The organism is Trichocoleus sp. Lan (genome assembly GCF_039961855.1).
Classification (GTDB): Bacteria; Cyanobacteriota; Cyanobacteriia; order Cyanobacteriales; family FACHB-T130; genus FACHB-T130.
The window spans coordinates 107,760-121,686 of the sequence record NZ_JAMPKA010000017.1 but is presented as its reverse complement, the minus strand read 5'-3'; the positions used below and the strand labels follow the sequence as shown (position 1 = coordinate 121,686).

Annotated in this window: 19 protein-coding genes; 7 read left to right on the top strand and 12 right to left on the bottom strand. The window is 47.3% G+C overall.

The window, feature by feature from the left end; translation table 11 throughout:
• Positions 1–18: 18 nt before the first annotated feature.
• From NDA03_RS16475 to pgl, 5 genes are all read right to left on the bottom strand, one after another.
• Positions 19–330, bottom strand: coding sequence for a DUF3007 family protein (locus NDA03_RS16475; RefSeq protein WP_190413560.1), 312 nt, complete (start codon positions 328–330; stop codon positions 19–21).
• Between the two features lie 24 nt (positions 331–354).
• Entirely contained in the window at positions 355–567 is a 213-nt protein-coding gene (ndhL, locus tag NDA03_RS16470) for an NAD(P)H-quinone oxidoreductase subunit L (protein WP_190413562.1), read from the bottom strand.
• Positions 568–1,471: 904 nt separating this feature from the next.
• The gene (locus NDA03_RS16465; protein ID WP_190984575.1) at positions 1,472–1,963 is read right to left on the bottom strand and encodes an FHA domain-containing protein; all 492 of its coding nucleotides are present in this window, start codon (positions 1,961–1,963) and stop codon (positions 1,472–1,474) included.
• Positions 1,964–2,427: 464 nt separating this feature from the next.
• Positions 2,428–3,207 (bottom strand): FHA domain-containing protein, encoded by a 780-nt coding sequence (locus NDA03_RS16460; protein ID WP_348238614.1) that lies wholly within the window; start codon positions 3,205–3,207, stop codon positions 2,428–2,430.
• A 110-nt stretch (positions 3,208–3,317) separates the two neighbouring features.
• Positions 3,318–4,043, bottom strand: a complete 726-nt coding sequence (gene pgl, locus NDA03_RS16455; RefSeq protein ID WP_190525019.1) for a 6-phosphogluconolactonase — start codon at positions 4,041–4,043, stop codon at positions 3,318–3,320.
• A gap of 208 nt (positions 4,044–4,251) precedes the next feature.
• Here pgl and NDA03_RS16450 point away from each other — a divergent pair, with 208 nt between their 5' ends.
• Positions 4,252–5,589: an N-acetylmuramoyl-L-alanine amidase gene (locus NDA03_RS16450; RefSeq protein ID WP_190413570.1), complete on the top strand. Its 1,338-nt coding sequence runs from the start codon at positions 4,252–4,254 to the stop codon at positions 5,587–5,589.
• A gap of 354 nt (positions 5,590–5,943) precedes the next feature.
• On the opposite strand, the gene NDA03_RS16445 is transcribed toward NDA03_RS16450, so the two are convergent.
• Both NDA03_RS16445 and NDA03_RS16440 read right to left on the bottom strand, forming a co-directional pair.
• Complete coding sequence (locus NDA03_RS16445) at positions 5,944–6,714, bottom strand: hypothetical protein (protein ID WP_190984589.1); 771 nt, start codon at positions 6,712–6,714, stop codon at positions 5,944–5,946.
• A gap of 211 nt (positions 6,715–6,925) precedes the next feature.
• Positions 6,926–7,333: a hypothetical protein gene (locus NDA03_RS16440; RefSeq protein ID WP_190525017.1), complete on the bottom strand. Its 408-nt coding sequence runs from the start codon at positions 7,331–7,333 to the stop codon at positions 6,926–6,928.
• Between the two features lie 86 nt (positions 7,334–7,419).
• Between NDA03_RS16440 and NDA03_RS16435 the strand changes: the two genes are divergently transcribed.
• Together NDA03_RS16435 and NDA03_RS16430 are read left to right on the top strand one after the other, a co-directional pair.
• Positions 7,420–8,082 carry a class I SAM-dependent methyltransferase gene (locus NDA03_RS16435; protein WP_190677041.1) on the top strand — a complete coding sequence of 221 codons (663 nt, stop codon included), beginning with the start codon at positions 7,420–7,422 and terminating at the stop codon, positions 8,080–8,082.
• A gap of 33 nt (positions 8,083–8,115) precedes the next feature.
• Entirely contained in the window at positions 8,116–8,322 is a 207-nt protein-coding gene (locus NDA03_RS16430; RefSeq protein WP_348238613.1) for a hypothetical protein, read from the top strand.
• A gap of 196 nt (positions 8,323–8,518) precedes the next feature.
• Here the strand turns inward: NDA03_RS16430 and NDA03_RS16425 are convergent, their stop codons facing one another.
• Positions 8,519–8,821 carry a hypothetical protein gene (locus NDA03_RS16425; protein ID WP_348238612.1) on the bottom strand — a complete coding sequence of 101 codons (303 nt, stop codon included), beginning with the start codon at positions 8,819–8,821 and terminating at the stop codon, positions 8,519–8,521.
• A gap of 400 nt (positions 8,822–9,221) precedes the next feature.
• Here NDA03_RS16425 and NDA03_RS16420 point away from each other — a divergent pair, with 400 nt between their 5' ends.
• Together NDA03_RS16420 and NDA03_RS16415 are read left to right on the top strand one after the other, a co-directional pair.
• The gene (locus NDA03_RS16420; RefSeq protein ID WP_190525013.1) at positions 9,222–10,136 is read left to right on the top strand and encodes a LysR family transcriptional regulator; all 915 of its coding nucleotides are present in this window, start codon (positions 9,222–9,224) and stop codon (positions 10,134–10,136) included.
• Positions 10,137–10,277: 141 nt separating this feature from the next.
• Entirely contained in the window at positions 10,278–10,460 is a 183-nt protein-coding gene (locus NDA03_RS16415; RefSeq protein ID WP_190413584.1) for a hypothetical protein, read from the top strand.
• Between the two features lie 221 nt (positions 10,461–10,681).
• On the opposite strand, the gene NDA03_RS16410 is transcribed toward NDA03_RS16415, so the two are convergent.
• Positions 10,682–11,611 carry a DMT family transporter gene (locus NDA03_RS16410; RefSeq protein WP_348238611.1) on the bottom strand — a complete coding sequence of 310 codons (930 nt, stop codon included), beginning with the start codon at positions 11,609–11,611 and terminating at the stop codon, positions 10,682–10,684.
• A 213-nt stretch (positions 11,612–11,824) separates the two neighbouring features.
• Between NDA03_RS16410 and NDA03_RS16405 the strand changes: the two genes are divergently transcribed.
• Positions 11,825–12,172, top strand: a complete 348-nt coding sequence (locus NDA03_RS16405) for a hypothetical protein (protein WP_190413588.1) — start codon at positions 11,825–11,827, stop codon at positions 12,170–12,172.
• Here NDA03_RS16405 and NDA03_RS16400 read toward each other — a convergent pair.
• Complete coding sequence (locus NDA03_RS16400) at positions 12,152–12,382, bottom strand: hypothetical protein (RefSeq protein ID WP_348238610.1); 231 nt, start codon at positions 12,380–12,382, stop codon at positions 12,152–12,154. The two genes, NDA03_RS16405 and NDA03_RS16400, sit on opposite strands and share 21 nt — an antisense overlap.
• 138 nt (positions 12,383–12,520) lie before the next feature.
• Positions 12,521–12,919, bottom strand: a complete 399-nt coding sequence (locus NDA03_RS16395; RefSeq protein ID WP_190413779.1) for a response regulator — start codon at positions 12,917–12,919, stop codon at positions 12,521–12,523.
• Between the two features lie 166 nt (positions 12,920–13,085).
• On the opposite strand from NDA03_RS16395, the gene NDA03_RS16390 reads away from it, so the two are divergent.
• Entirely contained in the window at positions 13,086–13,256 is a 171-nt protein-coding gene (locus tag NDA03_RS16390) for a hypothetical protein (RefSeq protein ID WP_190525007.1), read from the top strand.
• Between the two features lie 238 nt (positions 13,257–13,494).
• Here NDA03_RS16390 and NDA03_RS16385 read toward each other — a convergent pair whose 3' ends face one another.
• Positions 13,495–13,890: a response regulator gene (locus NDA03_RS16385; protein WP_190413592.1), complete on the bottom strand. Its 396-nt coding sequence runs from the start codon at positions 13,888–13,890 to the stop codon at positions 13,495–13,497.
• Positions 13,891–13,927 lie beyond the last annotated feature (37 nt).

Below are 13,927 nucleotides of genomic sequence, written 5' to 3'. Positions count from 1 at the left end.
ACCGCTAACGGCTATCAGCTATTTTTTTAATTTGTTTTCCCGTTCGATTTCAGCTTGCAGCTGAGCCAGTTCTTCTGGCGTCAATTCTTCCAGTCGCTTTTGTAAAACGGCTTCTTCATAGTCTTTGAGCTGCTGGTTATAGGTCATCCGTTTCGTTCCGACTCGGAACAGGTAGGTCAGCAGCCAGCCAACCAACCCGCCCACTAGGAAAACTTGACTCCAAATCCCCGCTTCCAGGCTATCTAGCCCAGCCACCAGCAACAGCAAATACACAATTCCACCGGCGGCAAAGACGCCGATGCCAATTCCAATGATGTCAATTCGTCGCATTTAGCGCTTACCCAACGACAAACCTTAGCTCTGAACTTGCCGCCGCTTGGGTCGAAAATTCAAAAATGGGCTGAGGAGCAACAAACCTGGGAAGAAAAAGAAAACCAGGAAATACATGAAACTCCGTTCAAAGGAGCTAGCCACATACCAACGCTGTTGCAGGTAGGCATACAGGGCGAAGGGAATCACTACCAGGTAGGCTCCACTCAAAACTAGATACAATATCGCAACCATCATAATTTTTTCTGGCGGTAGAAGAACGAGCGCGAGTACCGGCGTCCCGGCGCGGACATCAACACAAAAAGTCTCCCAACAGAGAACTATCCGTTTAGACACCCGACGAACTGTCCATATTTTACCGTTTGCTGGAATCAGCCGCTTAATTAGTGAGACTACTAAAGGAATAGTTGCATAAAGTCCCCATTTAATGGTGCAATAGACAATGAAGTTAGTTTTGTAGAAGATACGTAACGACACTTCTCCCCATCGGGGGGGCATGGCGGAATGGCAGACGCTACGGACTTAGAAAACTGAGCCTTGATGGAGAAATCTGTCAAGTGACGGCTCTCAAATTCAGGGAAACCTAAATCTGGCAACAGACATGGCAATCCTGAGCCAAGCCAAAGCCAGTGCTTGAAGATTGAGGACTGAGGACTGAGTGAATTTAAAACTCAAAACTCAAAAACCAAACTTCAAAACTCTTTGGAAGGTGCAGAGACTCGACGGGAGCTACCCTAACGTCAAGCCGAGGGTAAAGGGAGAGTCCAATTCTCAAAGTCGTAAAAGACAGTAGCGAAAGCTGCGAGAGAATGAAAATCCGTTGACCGTAAAAGGTCGTGAGGGTTCAAGTCCCTCTGCCCCCATTTCAATTCAAGCCAAAATCAATGCTATCTCCAGATCGGCAATCCGTTGCTGTCTGAGAGATAGCATTGTGGTGAGATAGGCATTTTACTGGTATTTTCGCTTATTGCTAGCTCAATACCGTTTATAGCGTTTCTTAAGTTGAGTGGAAGATATCGCGGCTCTACGTTTTAACCGCGCCCATTAAGTAGGGGCTTTTTGATTGCCATGCCCCTACGGATGTATTCCATACAACCCTTGAATTGCGATGGTAAAGACCTAGGACAAAATCTTGGCAACCCTAGGGTAATTTTTTAGATTTACCAAGATTTTCCAAAGCAGCAACCAGCTTCACGCTTGGTTGATTCTTTTCATCTGGTTCAAGCGAACGGGCATCTATGAAAGTCTCTCTATCTCTGGATTTCTCTTCAGACTTTCGAGTGACCGATTGCTTACCTGCAACCGTATTTAGCCTTGCCTTAGTTTCTGCCGAGCCAATCCGAATTTGAATTTGGGGGCCGGAGCTGGCGAGGCGAATAATCATCCCATCGACCACCGGCACTTGGTCGATGCGTTTTCCATCGAGATAGGTGCCGTTGGCACCTAAACTAACAACTTCCCAATCGGAACCACTACGCCGAATCTCGACGTGGTGTCGAGAAACAACCGCACTGTAAAGAATGACATCATTCTCGGTTGACCGTCCAATCCGAATTACTACTGATTCGGGTTCAAAAGTCCAATTCTGAACTGGTATAGATTGGATAGGATGCAGCAGGGTCAGGGTAATCACCGATGTTACATATTCTAAAGATTTCCGTCTCTAGGCTTGGGACTCGTAACACTGTCAACTGACGTGACTTCCTCCATTCAATGAATTGAAATGAATCCCCCAATGACTGGAGTCAGACCGCGAATGGGTAGAACGTGGGCAGATGGAATTGTAAACCCTTTTGACCTCGTTCCACCTGGGTTTCGCGTTTTTAGTTCCAAGGCACCCACGGGTGTTACCAATGGCATCGTATCATGAGGGGGTCAAGTCGGTGTATCCCCCGAATTGATTCGCCGGGATTCCCAATTTCTCCCATCACAGGTTTATATAACTGTGGAATTTACATAAACCTGAGTCCGATGCCGAATTGTTTCCCTCAAGCCTATCACTTAAAAAAACAGTCTGCAATTGCCATGACCCCTCACCCCAAGAGGCGATGCAGCAGGCTTTTCAGGCTTTGCGATCGCATCGAACAGCCTCTGGGATTAAGAGAGTTGGAACAAGAAGGTCATCTTGTCGCCTTTGCCTAGGCCAATGCGATCGCCGGTTCTTAAACGGTGCCGATTGCCGCTAGGCAGGGGGTTATGGTTAATGTAGGTGCCATTCGCACTCCCAACGTCTTCTATGTAGAAGGCGTCTCCCTCCACGCGGATATCCGCATGAATCCGAGAAACAATCTCGGAATTGGGGAATCCTGAAACATCAATATCAGGTGGAATCTGGTCGTTTGGCTTGCCGATGTGAATCACCGACAGTTGTGCTGGCAATTCAATCATCGTATCCGTTTGGACGTGCAGCAAACGGGCATTTTGCTGCTGTAGCTGCGTTTTTGAGCTACCAGAAGTTGCTGCGGACGCGGGTGGAGTGCTGCTAGAAGCCGCCGGGGGGGTAACGCTTGCTTGCTCCTGTGCGGGTGGCTGACTGACCACTGTAGCTGGAACGGGTGCCACCGGAGCGGATACATCCGGGCTAGAGCTGGGCATTGATGATTGAGGGCTAGCCACTAAAGGATCGGGTGCCACCAGCGGATCGGGTGCCATTAAGTCCGGTACGCCGGGGAATGGGTCTAGTCCTGTCGATGCCCCTACCTCACCTGGACTGCTCGGTCGCAGGTTAGAACCACACTGACCGCAGAAGGTAGCGTCGGTTTGGACGGGTGCGCCACAGTTGGGACAAGCGGTGGTGGCGGGTAAGGGGGTGTAGCAAGCCTCACACTGGGCTGCTCCATCAGGATTTTGGTGATTGCAATTCGGGCAGACAATCATAAAACCTCCTTGCAGGCTGTATCCCTCCTAGAGATGGGAGTGGAAGGTGGAAATTCAAATATAGTCTGAATGGCGAGGCGTCTTAACTTTTTAGTTCAAGACCGGCTAGTTCAAGACCGGCTTAATTCAAGACCGGCAGCCTCATCAAAAAGCCACCAAAGTTCGCCTTGGGGCTGGATTAACCGACTGGGATAGGTTTGGTCGTCAGCGGTAGGAGCAAAAACCTGAGCGAGAGCAGGTCGTTTACTCGCACCGGCAACCACAAATATGACACACCGAGCATGGTTAATTAGGGGTGCCGTGAAGGTGATCCGGGGTTGCCCATCTTTGTTGCCGACGGTAATCAGGCGATCGCGTACATTCAATGCTTCTGTGTGGGGAAACAGAGAAGCTGTGTGTCCGTCGTCTCCTATCCCTAACAAAATGAGATCGAACGCTGGAAATTCACCGGGTTGAACTTGAAAAAACTCCCTGATGTGTTGTTCGTGCTTATCCGCTGCAACAGATGGATCGGCTTCATCGGTTGGCATGGGGTGGATGTTGGCGGCTGGGATATTCACTTTATCCAGCCATGCACTCCGCGCCATCCCTTGGTTACTATCGGGATGGTCTGGCGGCACGTAGCGTTCGTCGCCCCAAAATATGTGAATTTTATCCCAAGGCAGATTTTGGGTCGCGATCGCTTCATACAACGGCTTGGGGGTGCTACCACCGGACAAGGCGATAGTACAGAGCGATCGCTGTTCGATTGCGGCGTGAATTTGCTCAACGCACACTTGGAGCGATCGCTCAATCAGCGCCGTTTTATCTGGTAAGACTTCAACGATTTTGTTCATCTATGGGGATGAATTGATGATTTCCAGCTCTACCATACCGAAAATCTTACAGTTTCTTCTTCTTAGTACCCATTAATATATGTGTCTGGAACAATTTATTCGCTGTTCTCACACAGGAAGCGTTAAGTTGGACTAGCCGTAGCACCCGGAAATCCTTATCGTGGTTGATTAATATAGATTACTTTTAGCGCTGGGGGAATCCTTCAAGATGGGACGAATTTTTATTTCAGCCGGTCATGGTGCTGGAGAGCCAGGAGGGCAAGCAGGTGGCACCACAGAGGCTCAAGAGATGATTCTGCTGCGCGACCAGATTGTACCCGAACTGCGATCGCGGGGTTTTGAAGTTCTTTCTGTCCCAGACGATCAGAACTCAACGCAGTCGATTTCCTGGCTCAACGCCCGCTCTCGGAGCGGCGACGTGGCGCTAGAAATCCATGCCGATGCCTATTCTAACCCGGCGACTCGTGGCGCTACGGTCTTCTACATTTCCAGCAACGAGGAACGCAAGCAGAATGCCGAACTGCTACTTTTGGCGCTTTTGCGCCGCGTTCCCCAGCTGCCCAGCCGGGGAGTCAAGCCAGACACCGCCACCGGCGTCGGACGTTTGAGTTTCTGCCGCGACACTTTTATTCCTTCCTTGCTGATGGAAGTTGGCTATCTCACCAATCCGGATGACCGATTCTTAATTCAGAATCGCCGCCGCGACATCGCGCTAGGAATTGCAGACGGCTTGGCATCTTGGAGCCGAGGCGGTACTCCCACCCCCGATCCTGGCACTTCCCCCACCTATCCTTCCATCAATATCAACATTAATAACCAGGTCTATGGGGAGAAGGGCGTTCTCATCAATAGCAACGCCTACATCCCTATTGACCTGGTGGACAGGCTCGCAATTGACTTGACAAATAACACCTCAGTCCGCCGCGTGTCCTACCGAGGTGTCGTCTATGTCAAAGCCATTGAACTTCGACCTTTTAATATCTCGGTTGGTTGGGATAGCGCCACCCGCACCCTGTCTTTGCGCTCCATTTTACCCATCTGTCCCGGTCAACTAGACCGGATTATGGGATATGGAAATACCTCTGAGGTACAGATGATTATGTTCCTCAAAGCCAATAACGAAAACGCCCTCGCCCAGTTTCCCGACTTACCCAAACTTTACCGGGAAGAAGCCACAATTGAGGGCGTCAACTATGACATTGCCTTCTGTCAAATGTGTGTAGAAACCGGCTTTTTGCGCTTTGGGGGTGACATTAAGCCCAGCCAAAATAATTTTGCCGCTTTGGGATCGATCGGCGGAGCTTCTGAGAGCGCGACCTTCCCCAGCGCCAGAATTGGCGTCCGCGCCCATATCCAACACTTGAAAGCTTACGCGAGTTTAGAGCCTTTGGTACAGGAACTGGTCGATCCGCGCTTTCGCTTTGTGACGCGGGGCGTCGCGCCGCTGATTTCTCAGTTGAGCGGACGGTGGGCAGCAGATCCGCAGTACGGGACTAAGATTGAGGCAACTCTCAGAAGGCTGTATGAGTCAGCGGGATTCTTGTAAGGATTGAGTAGGGGAGAGGACTGAGGACTGAGGACTGAGGACTGAAGTATAGAAGAGGGGAGAGGACTGAGGGCTGAGGAGGGGGGAGGCTCCAGTTCACAAAAAATCCCTAGATAGGGGCGTGAATGAGGGAGCTGAGGGCTGAGGTATTAACAAGGGATAAGGGAGAGACAACAAAACTCCAGATTCAACACTTTAGCCTTGGGCGCAATAAGTTAACTTCAACTCTCTTACTGTTTCATATCTCGCGTGCTTCTACTCGCCCTCAAACCTCTCCCCCTTCTCAGTCCTCACCCTTAGCCCTCAGCCCTCAGCCCTCAGTCCTCAGTCCTCAGCCCTCTCCCTCTCTTCTGATTAGGCGGTTTTGAAAAAGCGGATAATTTCACGGACGTGGTCGAGAAATTGCCCGTCTGCGCTGAGTTGCGCGATCGCATTTTTCGCTTCTCTGGATAAGCGCTCGTGATCGGCTTGGTTTGTGGCTCGCAGTTCTTCGATTGTGGCATTCACGCGGGCTAATTCTTTGCGAGTTTCATCGCCCGCTCGCTGTTGAGTGGCGACAAAAGAATATGGATCTTCAGGATTCATTTGCGCTTCTAATTGCCTGACGGCATACTCTAAATTATCAAAGCGGTTGCGGAGTTCCCAAATATCTTGGCGGGGATACTGAAATTCTTGGCGAATCATCGACAACCGGGCGGCTAAATATTCGTAGGTTCGCACGGCGGGACGCAAAGCCGTTAATAGTAAAGCGGCACCGGAACTGACGTATCCAACGGCACTGATGCCTGTTACAGCTAGAGTATAAAGACCGGCAGCAGAGAGAAAATGGAGCGCGATCGCTACCCAAAATGACCGATTTGCGATCGCTTTGGCATACTTAACTTGTTTCTCATCAATCGCAATTCCCTTTTCGGTTGACAGTGCTGCTTCTGCGATGACTTCTTTGGCGTCAAAGTGGATATTCCACGGAACTGTCACAATCACCAGCAGCCACCAAAAACTCGCCGCACCAATTACCCAATCGATAAAATTACCTGCTGGCACATTTAAGCCTTGCACTACACCAAAAGCGACCAGCACTAAAACGACTAATCCCACGCTGAACCCAATAAAGTTGAAATACATCTCAGTCATCTCTGCCTGAAGGAATTGCCTCAATCGTGGCTGGGGATAGCTGTGGTAATAGAGCGGTTTGTGATAGTTTGGCAACTTTCACATCAGTTAGATTTTTTAACCGTCAAGACGTAAAGGAAAGAATACCTTTTTTTGGCGATCGCAGAAAACGATGGGATCGGATAGACAGAAATTTATTAAATATTGAAGGTTAAAAATTAGTTTATTGAATCAACCAAGTGCGCCAAGTCGGTTCAGTGTTTGTGCTAGTAGATTGAGGAATGGCTAAACGCCAAGTTTTACCTTCGATTTGGCGTTGCAAGTAGATATCAAAGTGGTTTTGTTGTTGAGTTACCTGATGGTTAGGACGTTGCAGAGTAAAGTTGTAGGTGCCTTGGATGTGATAGGCGGGTAACTTTTGGATCAACAAAGGTTCTTCATGAGTCACTCGTATTTGAGCGATTTCAAAGCTGGAGGGTTGCTGGAATAACTGCTGACTTAGCTGCTTTTGGGTTTGGCTGACTTGAAGCGCGATCGCTTTCTGTACCAGTTGACCACCTGGTGCGGGTACACCAATGCCGCAAGCTGTCAGCAGTCCCAGCAAAATCACTGTCAAAATAATTCGCAGCATGGCGTTTAACTTCTCCTCTATTTCCTACGTATCACAACCAGAACGATAGGATAGGCTGTGTGCGTTCTTCGAGTTCTAAATCCATCATGTCAAAAAAGGCCCTAGGGTTAGATGACCAGCTTTACGATTACCTACTTTCTTCATCCTTGCGAGAACCAGAGATTCTTCGCCGTCTGCGGGAAGAAACGGCAAATCATCCCTACGCCAGGATGCAGATTTCCCCAGAACAAGGGCAATTTATGGCGCTGTTGGTTCAGCTAATGGGGGCAAAGAAAACCTTGGAAGTGGGCGTATTTACTGGCTACAGTTCTTTGTGCGTGGCTTTGGCACTTCCCCCAGACGGCAAGATTATTGCTTGCGATGTCAGTGAAGAGTTTACCTCGGTAGCGCGGCGCTATTGGCAAGAAGCTGGGGTGGCGGACAAGATCGATCTGCGAATCGCACCGGCGCTGGAAACGCTGGATCGGCTATTGGCACAGGGGGAGGCACAAACGTTTGATTTTGCGTTCATCGATGCTGATAAGAGTAATTATGACGGGTATTATGAGCGATCGCTCCAGCTGGTGCGTCCCGGTGGTTTAATTGCCATCGATAATGTCTTGTGGAGTGGACGAGTTGCCGATCCTCAAGATCGGGATAATAGTACCCAGAATATCCGAGCTTTGAACGAAAAATTGCACCGCGACGAACGAGTTTCTATCAGTCTCGTCCCCATAGCGGATGGATTGACCTTAGCGGTTAAGCGATAAGGAAATCGAAGATACTTCGCAAAAAGAACGCTTATGACAGATGAGAAACTGACTCCCCAAAATGAGCAAGCTAATCTAGATAACTCAACTCTGAAACCGGAAGAGGACGATAAACCAAGGTTGCTAGTCGAAGGTCAAAACGAAAATATCACCACTCCTCCTCCCGATATTGCCGAAGAACACGCCGCTGTTGCTCGTGCGACTCTAGATTTGACGATGGGAATTGAAGACGATTCATAACCGCCAGAAATAAATTCAGTTGGGGTGAGAGGGAGCGCTCTCTTCCACCGAAAACCCCCAGCATTAGCTAGGGGTTGTGCAATACGTTGAGAATATTTTCCTGGTGTGTTACTCTTTTTGTTTCGCTTTAAAAGCGCTTCCCCAGAAAATCTAGCTGGAAGATAAAAGTCCCCGGATTCCAATGTTTTGCTTTTCTTTAAAACATTGACTTATTGTTTCCGTAGTACCTTTTTTCAACCCATTCCAGCATATCAACTTCACAACCAAAAGTTGCAGAGCTGCCGCTAAAAGGATCGTAGCCTTCCCACCAGATGTTTCCAAAGCGGTCGCACTTCTTCCAAACTTTTACCTCTGGCTCTTGAGTAAAGAATCTAACTAAATACTGCCAAACACTATTCAAAGTAGAAAATACATTAGTTTCCCGAACAGACTTCTGCTCTTTTTTTGTGTAAATAGTTTCTAGGTTTTTTCTCTCAAAACAATTCTCAGAAGTTTCCATAACAAATTTCTCCCGTTTCAAGATAGAATAAATTTCAGATTGTGCTGCAAAAAAAGTAGGATAGACAAACTTATTTGCTTGCAGCAGTTATCAATATTGATTCCGCCGCAACTGATGAAGGTTAATTACAGAGTAAAGTTGAAGATTAGAAGTTTACTTCCTCCAGTAGAATCACCTGAATGGGTGATGTGGAACTAGAGAGGAGCTTGTAAAATCTCGACTAATTCAACCAAGAAATCTAGATTGCACAACCTAAATTCGCTGACAAATTCAATGTAACTTTTGGTTATTTGATAGACAAAGCAATATTTGTATAGGTAGTATGAATAAAATTCATATATAGAAGAAGACATGATTTGACTGGGTTTGCGACAATGCATACACCGCTTGCATAACCGCCATGAATGAAATCAATAAAAGCCGGATGAAGCTTTCCCAGATTCGTGCTTTAGTCGCAGTGGCAGACTACGGCAACTTCAGCGAAGCCGCCTTGCAGTTGGAGGTATCGCAGTCAGCAATCAGTCATGCGATCGCAAGTTTTGAAGAAGAATTGGGAGTCGTCTTGCTGGCTCGCGGGCGTTATGGAGCGCGTCTCACCCCAGTTGGAGAGCGGGTTACGGCTCATGCTCGTAAATTGCTACAGCTTTTGGAAGCAATGGAGAAGGAAGCCAATTTAGAAAAAGGCTTACAGGGTGGAAACGTGCGAGTTGCCTGTTTTCGGAGTGTGGCGACTCATATACTCCCGACAGCGATCGCTCGATTTCGCGCTTGCTTCCCGAATATCACTGTAAGCATCGTTGATGGTGATGATTACTCGCGTGTAGGAGATGCATTGCGAGCCGGTTATGCCGATATTGGCTTTATCTACTTACCCGCTGGTAATGAATTTGAAACTTGGGAAATCTTACGAGATGATTACGTTCTCCTACTCCCGCCTACAACTAATTTAAGTAGTGCCAAAGTTACTTGGAAGCAGTTAGCCACATATCCTTTGATTATTAGTTCCGGCATTCCCTGCAATGAGTGGATTCGCAAATACTTGGTAATCGCAGAATACCCGCTCAACATTGCTTATGAAATCAAAGAAGATTCAACTATCGTCAGCATGGTGGAGCAGGGTTTAGGGGCAGCAATTCTCCCTCGTCTGGCTGCCGAACCTGTACCCACTGGGGTGCGCGTGTGCAGCCTGCCAGCACCTCTAGAGCGAGTAATTGGGGTAGCGGTTCTCGCAAATGCCCTTCATACTCCAGCCGTCTATGCATTTCTAGATGCTATCCGGAATACAGGACGCTTTGCGGCTAAAGCAGCGGTTTAATTGAAGTTAAGGAGAGAGCGCGATCGCAAATCACAAAGGCGCTCTTTTTGTTGGAGATACGGTAATCACTGCACTCTCAGCCACCTTACTGCCAAAAAATTTGGTCAAGATGAAAGTAGACTTACATTAAGGATGAACGCTATGTTTCCGTTTTGGGGTAGTACCTGTTGGGGATCTCAACCAGTTTCCGGTAGAGATTATCAGGAACGCAGACTTCGGTTCCTGAAATGGATGCGAAACGATCTAGAGGCAAGATTGGCGGGACTTAACGCTGCGATCGAAACGATTGAGCGCCAGATGGATCGGGAAAATACAACAATTTAGTCTATCTACTGCCGATCGCAAATTATTGCGGCTTCTGACAAAGTGATAGAACTGGGTTAAAAAGTCCTCTCTTGAGAGCGTCTACTTCTGAAGTAGGCGCTATGTTTTTAGGGGTTAAGCATAGCCTCAAACTTTATTAATTAAGCAATCTCCCTTTCTAAAACTACTGGTGTAATAGTGCGATCGCAATTTTCTGTTCAAGGCACTTCCCCACCAAATCGCTACCGAAGGCTAAATAACACTGCGACACCGCCCAAGGCAACTAAAACGCCTAAAATAGCTCGAAAACTGACAACATCACCCATCCAAACCGCTAGAGGCAAGACAAACAAAGGGCTAGTAGAACTTAGGGTTTGGGCAATTCCTGCGGGGGCGAATTTCAGAGAAATTTGTTGCAACCAGATGCCGAGATAGGTGCTGAAAAAAGCGGTTATGGCAATGACTCCTACAATGCGCCAAGACTGCAACGGTTTAAGCCAGCCGTTGACTTGACGCTGTCCCAGCAACTTCCACAGCAGTAGCACCAGAACCCCTGCCCCCAAGCGCACCAAGGTACTCCACAAGGGGCTGATACTCGATTGGATGAGGGCTGTCCGCGAGAGGACGGCACCTGTTGCCTGTGCTACTGCTGCCAGTAAACCCCAACTAATTCCCCGCATCGTCAGATGCTTGCTTTCAGCGGTGGAATTAGGCACTCGTTCCGTCACCACCCAGACGACGCCCAAAATGGTTAATAAAATGCCGCACCAAGCAGCAGCCGTCAGTTGTTCTTGTAAAAAGACTAGCGCTAACACAGCTGTTAAGGGGGGTGCTAGCGTTTCTAATATTAAGGTACGCCTTGCACCCAGGCAATTGATGGCTGCAAAATAAGCCGTATCTCCCAATCCAATGCCCAGGACGCCACTTAGTAGCAATAGTGTCAGTGCAGTCGGGTTGATTTCAGGTAGCAGCTGTCCTTGCAAAAGTAGTGTGAAGACAAGGAACGCGATCGCAATTATCCCTTTAAACAAATTCAGTTCTAGGGGTGGGATTTGCCGTCCCAAGCGGCTGTAAACCAGCGAAGCGATCGCCCATAAAAAGGCGGCACTGAGTGCCGCCAGTTCTCCTTTAAAATTTGTAATCCAATTAAAAAAATTTGTTAAAAATATCATTCCTGTTTTTTGAATCGGTCATTCTGATGTAAATTTTACCGAAGGGCATACTCCTCAGTTCAGGCTGCACACTTCTTCTGGCGGATATTTCTCGCTTATCAAACATTGTATAAATTTACTTAAGCCGGATGCCAAAGATGTTAGCAATGTAACCATACTATTCTTTAAGAATTGGTAGGATTCAGCAAGAAAGAAAATTTTGAGGAGACTGCGATGAACTATACCTTTGAAATTTTAGGGGTATCTCCCATTCTTTATTTCTTTAACCATCAACAGGAAATTATTCAAACAGATCCACACAGAGCCGAATACTTAGGAAGTCCTAAATGCACCCTGGATGCTTTTCTGGAATCCGTTGAAGCGGTTCCACCCAAGCGAGGCTGGAATTTAGAAGAGATTCTGCATACAATGGTAGACTTTTGGCTGAACAATTCTGACAATATCCAATATTGGAACAAGCGTCTTAAGGATGCTGGCAAAGAAAATTTGTTAGTCGCAAGAGTTGCCGATCTAAAGGCATTAAAAGCGGAGTTTGACTCCTTATTGGGTCAAAATCTTTAATTGATTCAGCATCATCGCACCTAGACGTAGGCGCGAGTCAGGATTATTCGCGCTAACTGCTTGCGGCAGCGCCAATAAAGGTCGCATCATTGAGGCATTCAGGGGAAACAGCGAAGAAAGCCTAGACGTTACGCGATCGCACTCTAACATGAGACACGATTGGGCAGCCGCAAAAATTGCTACCCCTCTACTATTTCTGAAAAAATACAAGTGTACTAAACTAGGTTTTACCTAACTGAATACAAGACCTGCGAGCCGAAGTTTGGGCACAGCCGTCACAAATAGTTTTGAAACAAGAGCTTTGCAACTCGCCTGCATGAAGCTTGCTCCACCTTATCAGCATCAAAACTACTTTTGTGGTATCAGCGCCATGATTTGCTCCACGAACAGTTGATGATCGACAACTGGTTTAGAAATGTATTCGTCGGCACCACTTTGCTGGAGGAAATTTTCGCGATCGCCTTCCATCGCATTAGCTGTCACCAGAATAATTGGTAGAGCGGCAGTTTGCGGGTTAGCTTTTAATAGTTGGGTGATTTTTATGCCATCAACCGATTTACCCTGGTAAAAACTGTTTGTTAAGGAAACATCCATCAAAATAATGTCAACCTCCCTAGCTTGGGCGATTTGGATTACTTCTTCTACATTTTCAGTATGTTTCACTTGCAAACCGGCTCGCTTTGTCAGGATTTTAGAAAAAACCCGAACATTAATCGGATCGTCTTCTACAATCAAAACGGTTTTCATCGAGTTTTTCCCTTCAACAGCGTTTTTTTCTAGGGTCGTAGTCATTGTTTTTTGTTTCAATACGATTATGAAAATTTCTTTGTCACCTTAAAATTTATCGCTTAATTTGCCATCAATCGCAAGATGCAAATTTTTTGTTGCTGTCAATAAATAGGAAATAAAACTTATGATAAAAAAACTGAACCGACCTTCGACCGGACGGTTTGTCCCTACAGGATTACACGCAAAGATGCAACCATCATATTTTGAATACGCCATTAAATATGCCATGAGCGCGATCGCCGGACGTGCCTTACCCAACGTCCGCAACCGTTTAAATCCCAGCTTGTGGGATTAATGCCACGCCCCTCATGTCACTTTGCCAGAGTTGTCGGGGGCTGCGAGTCACGCGAAGTAAAGAAACCACCCACCAGGATTCCTTAAATAATACAAATGTACTAAACTGGTGGCAACAGAAGAGGGCAAAGGCTGAAAGGTAAAAAGCCACAAGAGCGCCTTCACACTCCAAATGGAAGACATTGAATTTTACAACTCAGGGCGGTCAATGCCCGCCCTACCCCTGGAACATAAAAGTATTATTGTGGCAACAATGCCTTAATTTGATCCACAAACAGTTGATGATCGACAACTGGTTTAGAAATATAGGCATCGGCACCACTCTGTTTGAGGAAATTTTCCCGATCGCCCTCCATCGCATGAGCCGTAACCAGGATAATAGGCAAACTAGCAGTTTGCGGGTCAGCCTTCAACATCTGCGTGATTTTTATGCCATCAACCGACTTACCCTGGTAAACACTATGGGCCAGGGAAACATCCATCAAAATAATGTCAGCCTCACCGGATTGGGCAATTTGCATCACCTCTTCCACGTTTTCGGTATGCTTAACTGCCAAACCGCCCCGCTTGCTCAGAATCTTAGAAAAAACCCGAGCATTAATCGGATCGTCTTCTACAATCAAAACGGTTTTCATCGAGTTTTTCCTTTCAATGGCGCTCTTTGGAAGAGTC

What these genes read in the sequence shown, in the direction of transcription:
- NDA03_RS16475 (WP_190413560.1), bottom strand. Translation starts at nt 330, where the DNA reads ATGCGACGAATTGACATCATTGGAATTGGCATCGGCGTCTTTGCCGCC.
- ndhL (WP_190413562.1), bottom strand. Translation starts at nt 567, where the DNA reads ATGATGGTTGCGATATTGTATCTAGTTTTGAGTGGAGCCTACCTGGTA.
- NDA03_RS16450 (WP_190413570.1), top strand. Translation starts at nt 4,252, where the DNA reads ATGGGACGAATTTTTATTTCAGCCGGTCATGGTGCTGGAGAGCCAGGA.
- pgl (WP_190525019.1), bottom strand. Translation starts at nt 4,043, where the DNA reads ATGAACAAAATCGTTGAAGTCTTACCAGATAAAACGGCGCTGATTGAG.
- NDA03_RS16460 (WP_348238614.1), bottom strand. Translation starts at nt 3,207, where the DNA reads ATGATTGTCTGCCCGAATTGCAATCACCAAAATCCTGATGGAGCAGCC.
- NDA03_RS16415 (WP_190413584.1), top strand. Translation starts at nt 10,278, where the DNA reads ATGTTTCCGTTTTGGGGTAGTACCTGTTGGGGATCTCAACCAGTTTCC.
- NDA03_RS16440 (WP_190525017.1), bottom strand. Translation starts at nt 7,333, where the DNA reads ATGCTGCGAATTATTTTGACAGTGATTTTGCTGGGACTGCTGACAGCT.
- NDA03_RS16405 (WP_190413588.1), top strand. Translation starts at nt 11,825, where the DNA reads ATGAACTATACCTTTGAAATTTTAGGGGTATCTCCCATTCTTTATTTC.
- NDA03_RS16385 (WP_190413592.1), bottom strand. Translation starts at nt 13,890, where the DNA reads ATGAAAACCGTTTTGATTGTAGAAGACGATCCGATTAATGCTCGGGTT.
- NDA03_RS16430 (WP_348238613.1), top strand. Translation starts at nt 8,116, where the DNA reads ATGACAGATGAGAAACTGACTCCCCAAAATGAGCAAGCTAATCTAGAT.
- NDA03_RS16445 (WP_190984589.1), bottom strand. Translation starts at nt 6,714, where the DNA reads ATGTATTTCAACTTTATTGGGTTCAGCGTGGGATTAGTCGTTTTAGTG.
- NDA03_RS16435 (WP_190677041.1), top strand. Translation starts at nt 7,420, where the DNA reads ATGTCAAAAAAGGCCCTAGGGTTAGATGACCAGCTTTACGATTACCTA.
- NDA03_RS16410 (WP_348238611.1), bottom strand. Translation starts at nt 11,611, where the DNA reads ATGATATTTTTAACAAATTTTTTTAATTGGATTACAAATTTTAAAGGA.
- NDA03_RS16425 (WP_348238612.1), bottom strand. Translation starts at nt 8,821, where the DNA reads ATGGAAACTTCTGAGAATTGTTTTGAGAGAAAAAACCTAGAAACTATT.
- NDA03_RS16420 (WP_190525013.1), top strand. Translation starts at nt 9,222, where the DNA reads ATGAATGAAATCAATAAAAGCCGGATGAAGCTTTCCCAGATTCGTGCT.
- NDA03_RS16395 (WP_190413779.1), bottom strand. Translation starts at nt 12,919, where the DNA reads ATGAAAACCGTTTTGATTGTAGAAGACGATCCGATTAATGTTCGGGTT.
- NDA03_RS16390 (WP_190525007.1), top strand. Translation starts at nt 13,086, where the DNA reads ATGATAAAAAAACTGAACCGACCTTCGACCGGACGGTTTGTCCCTACA.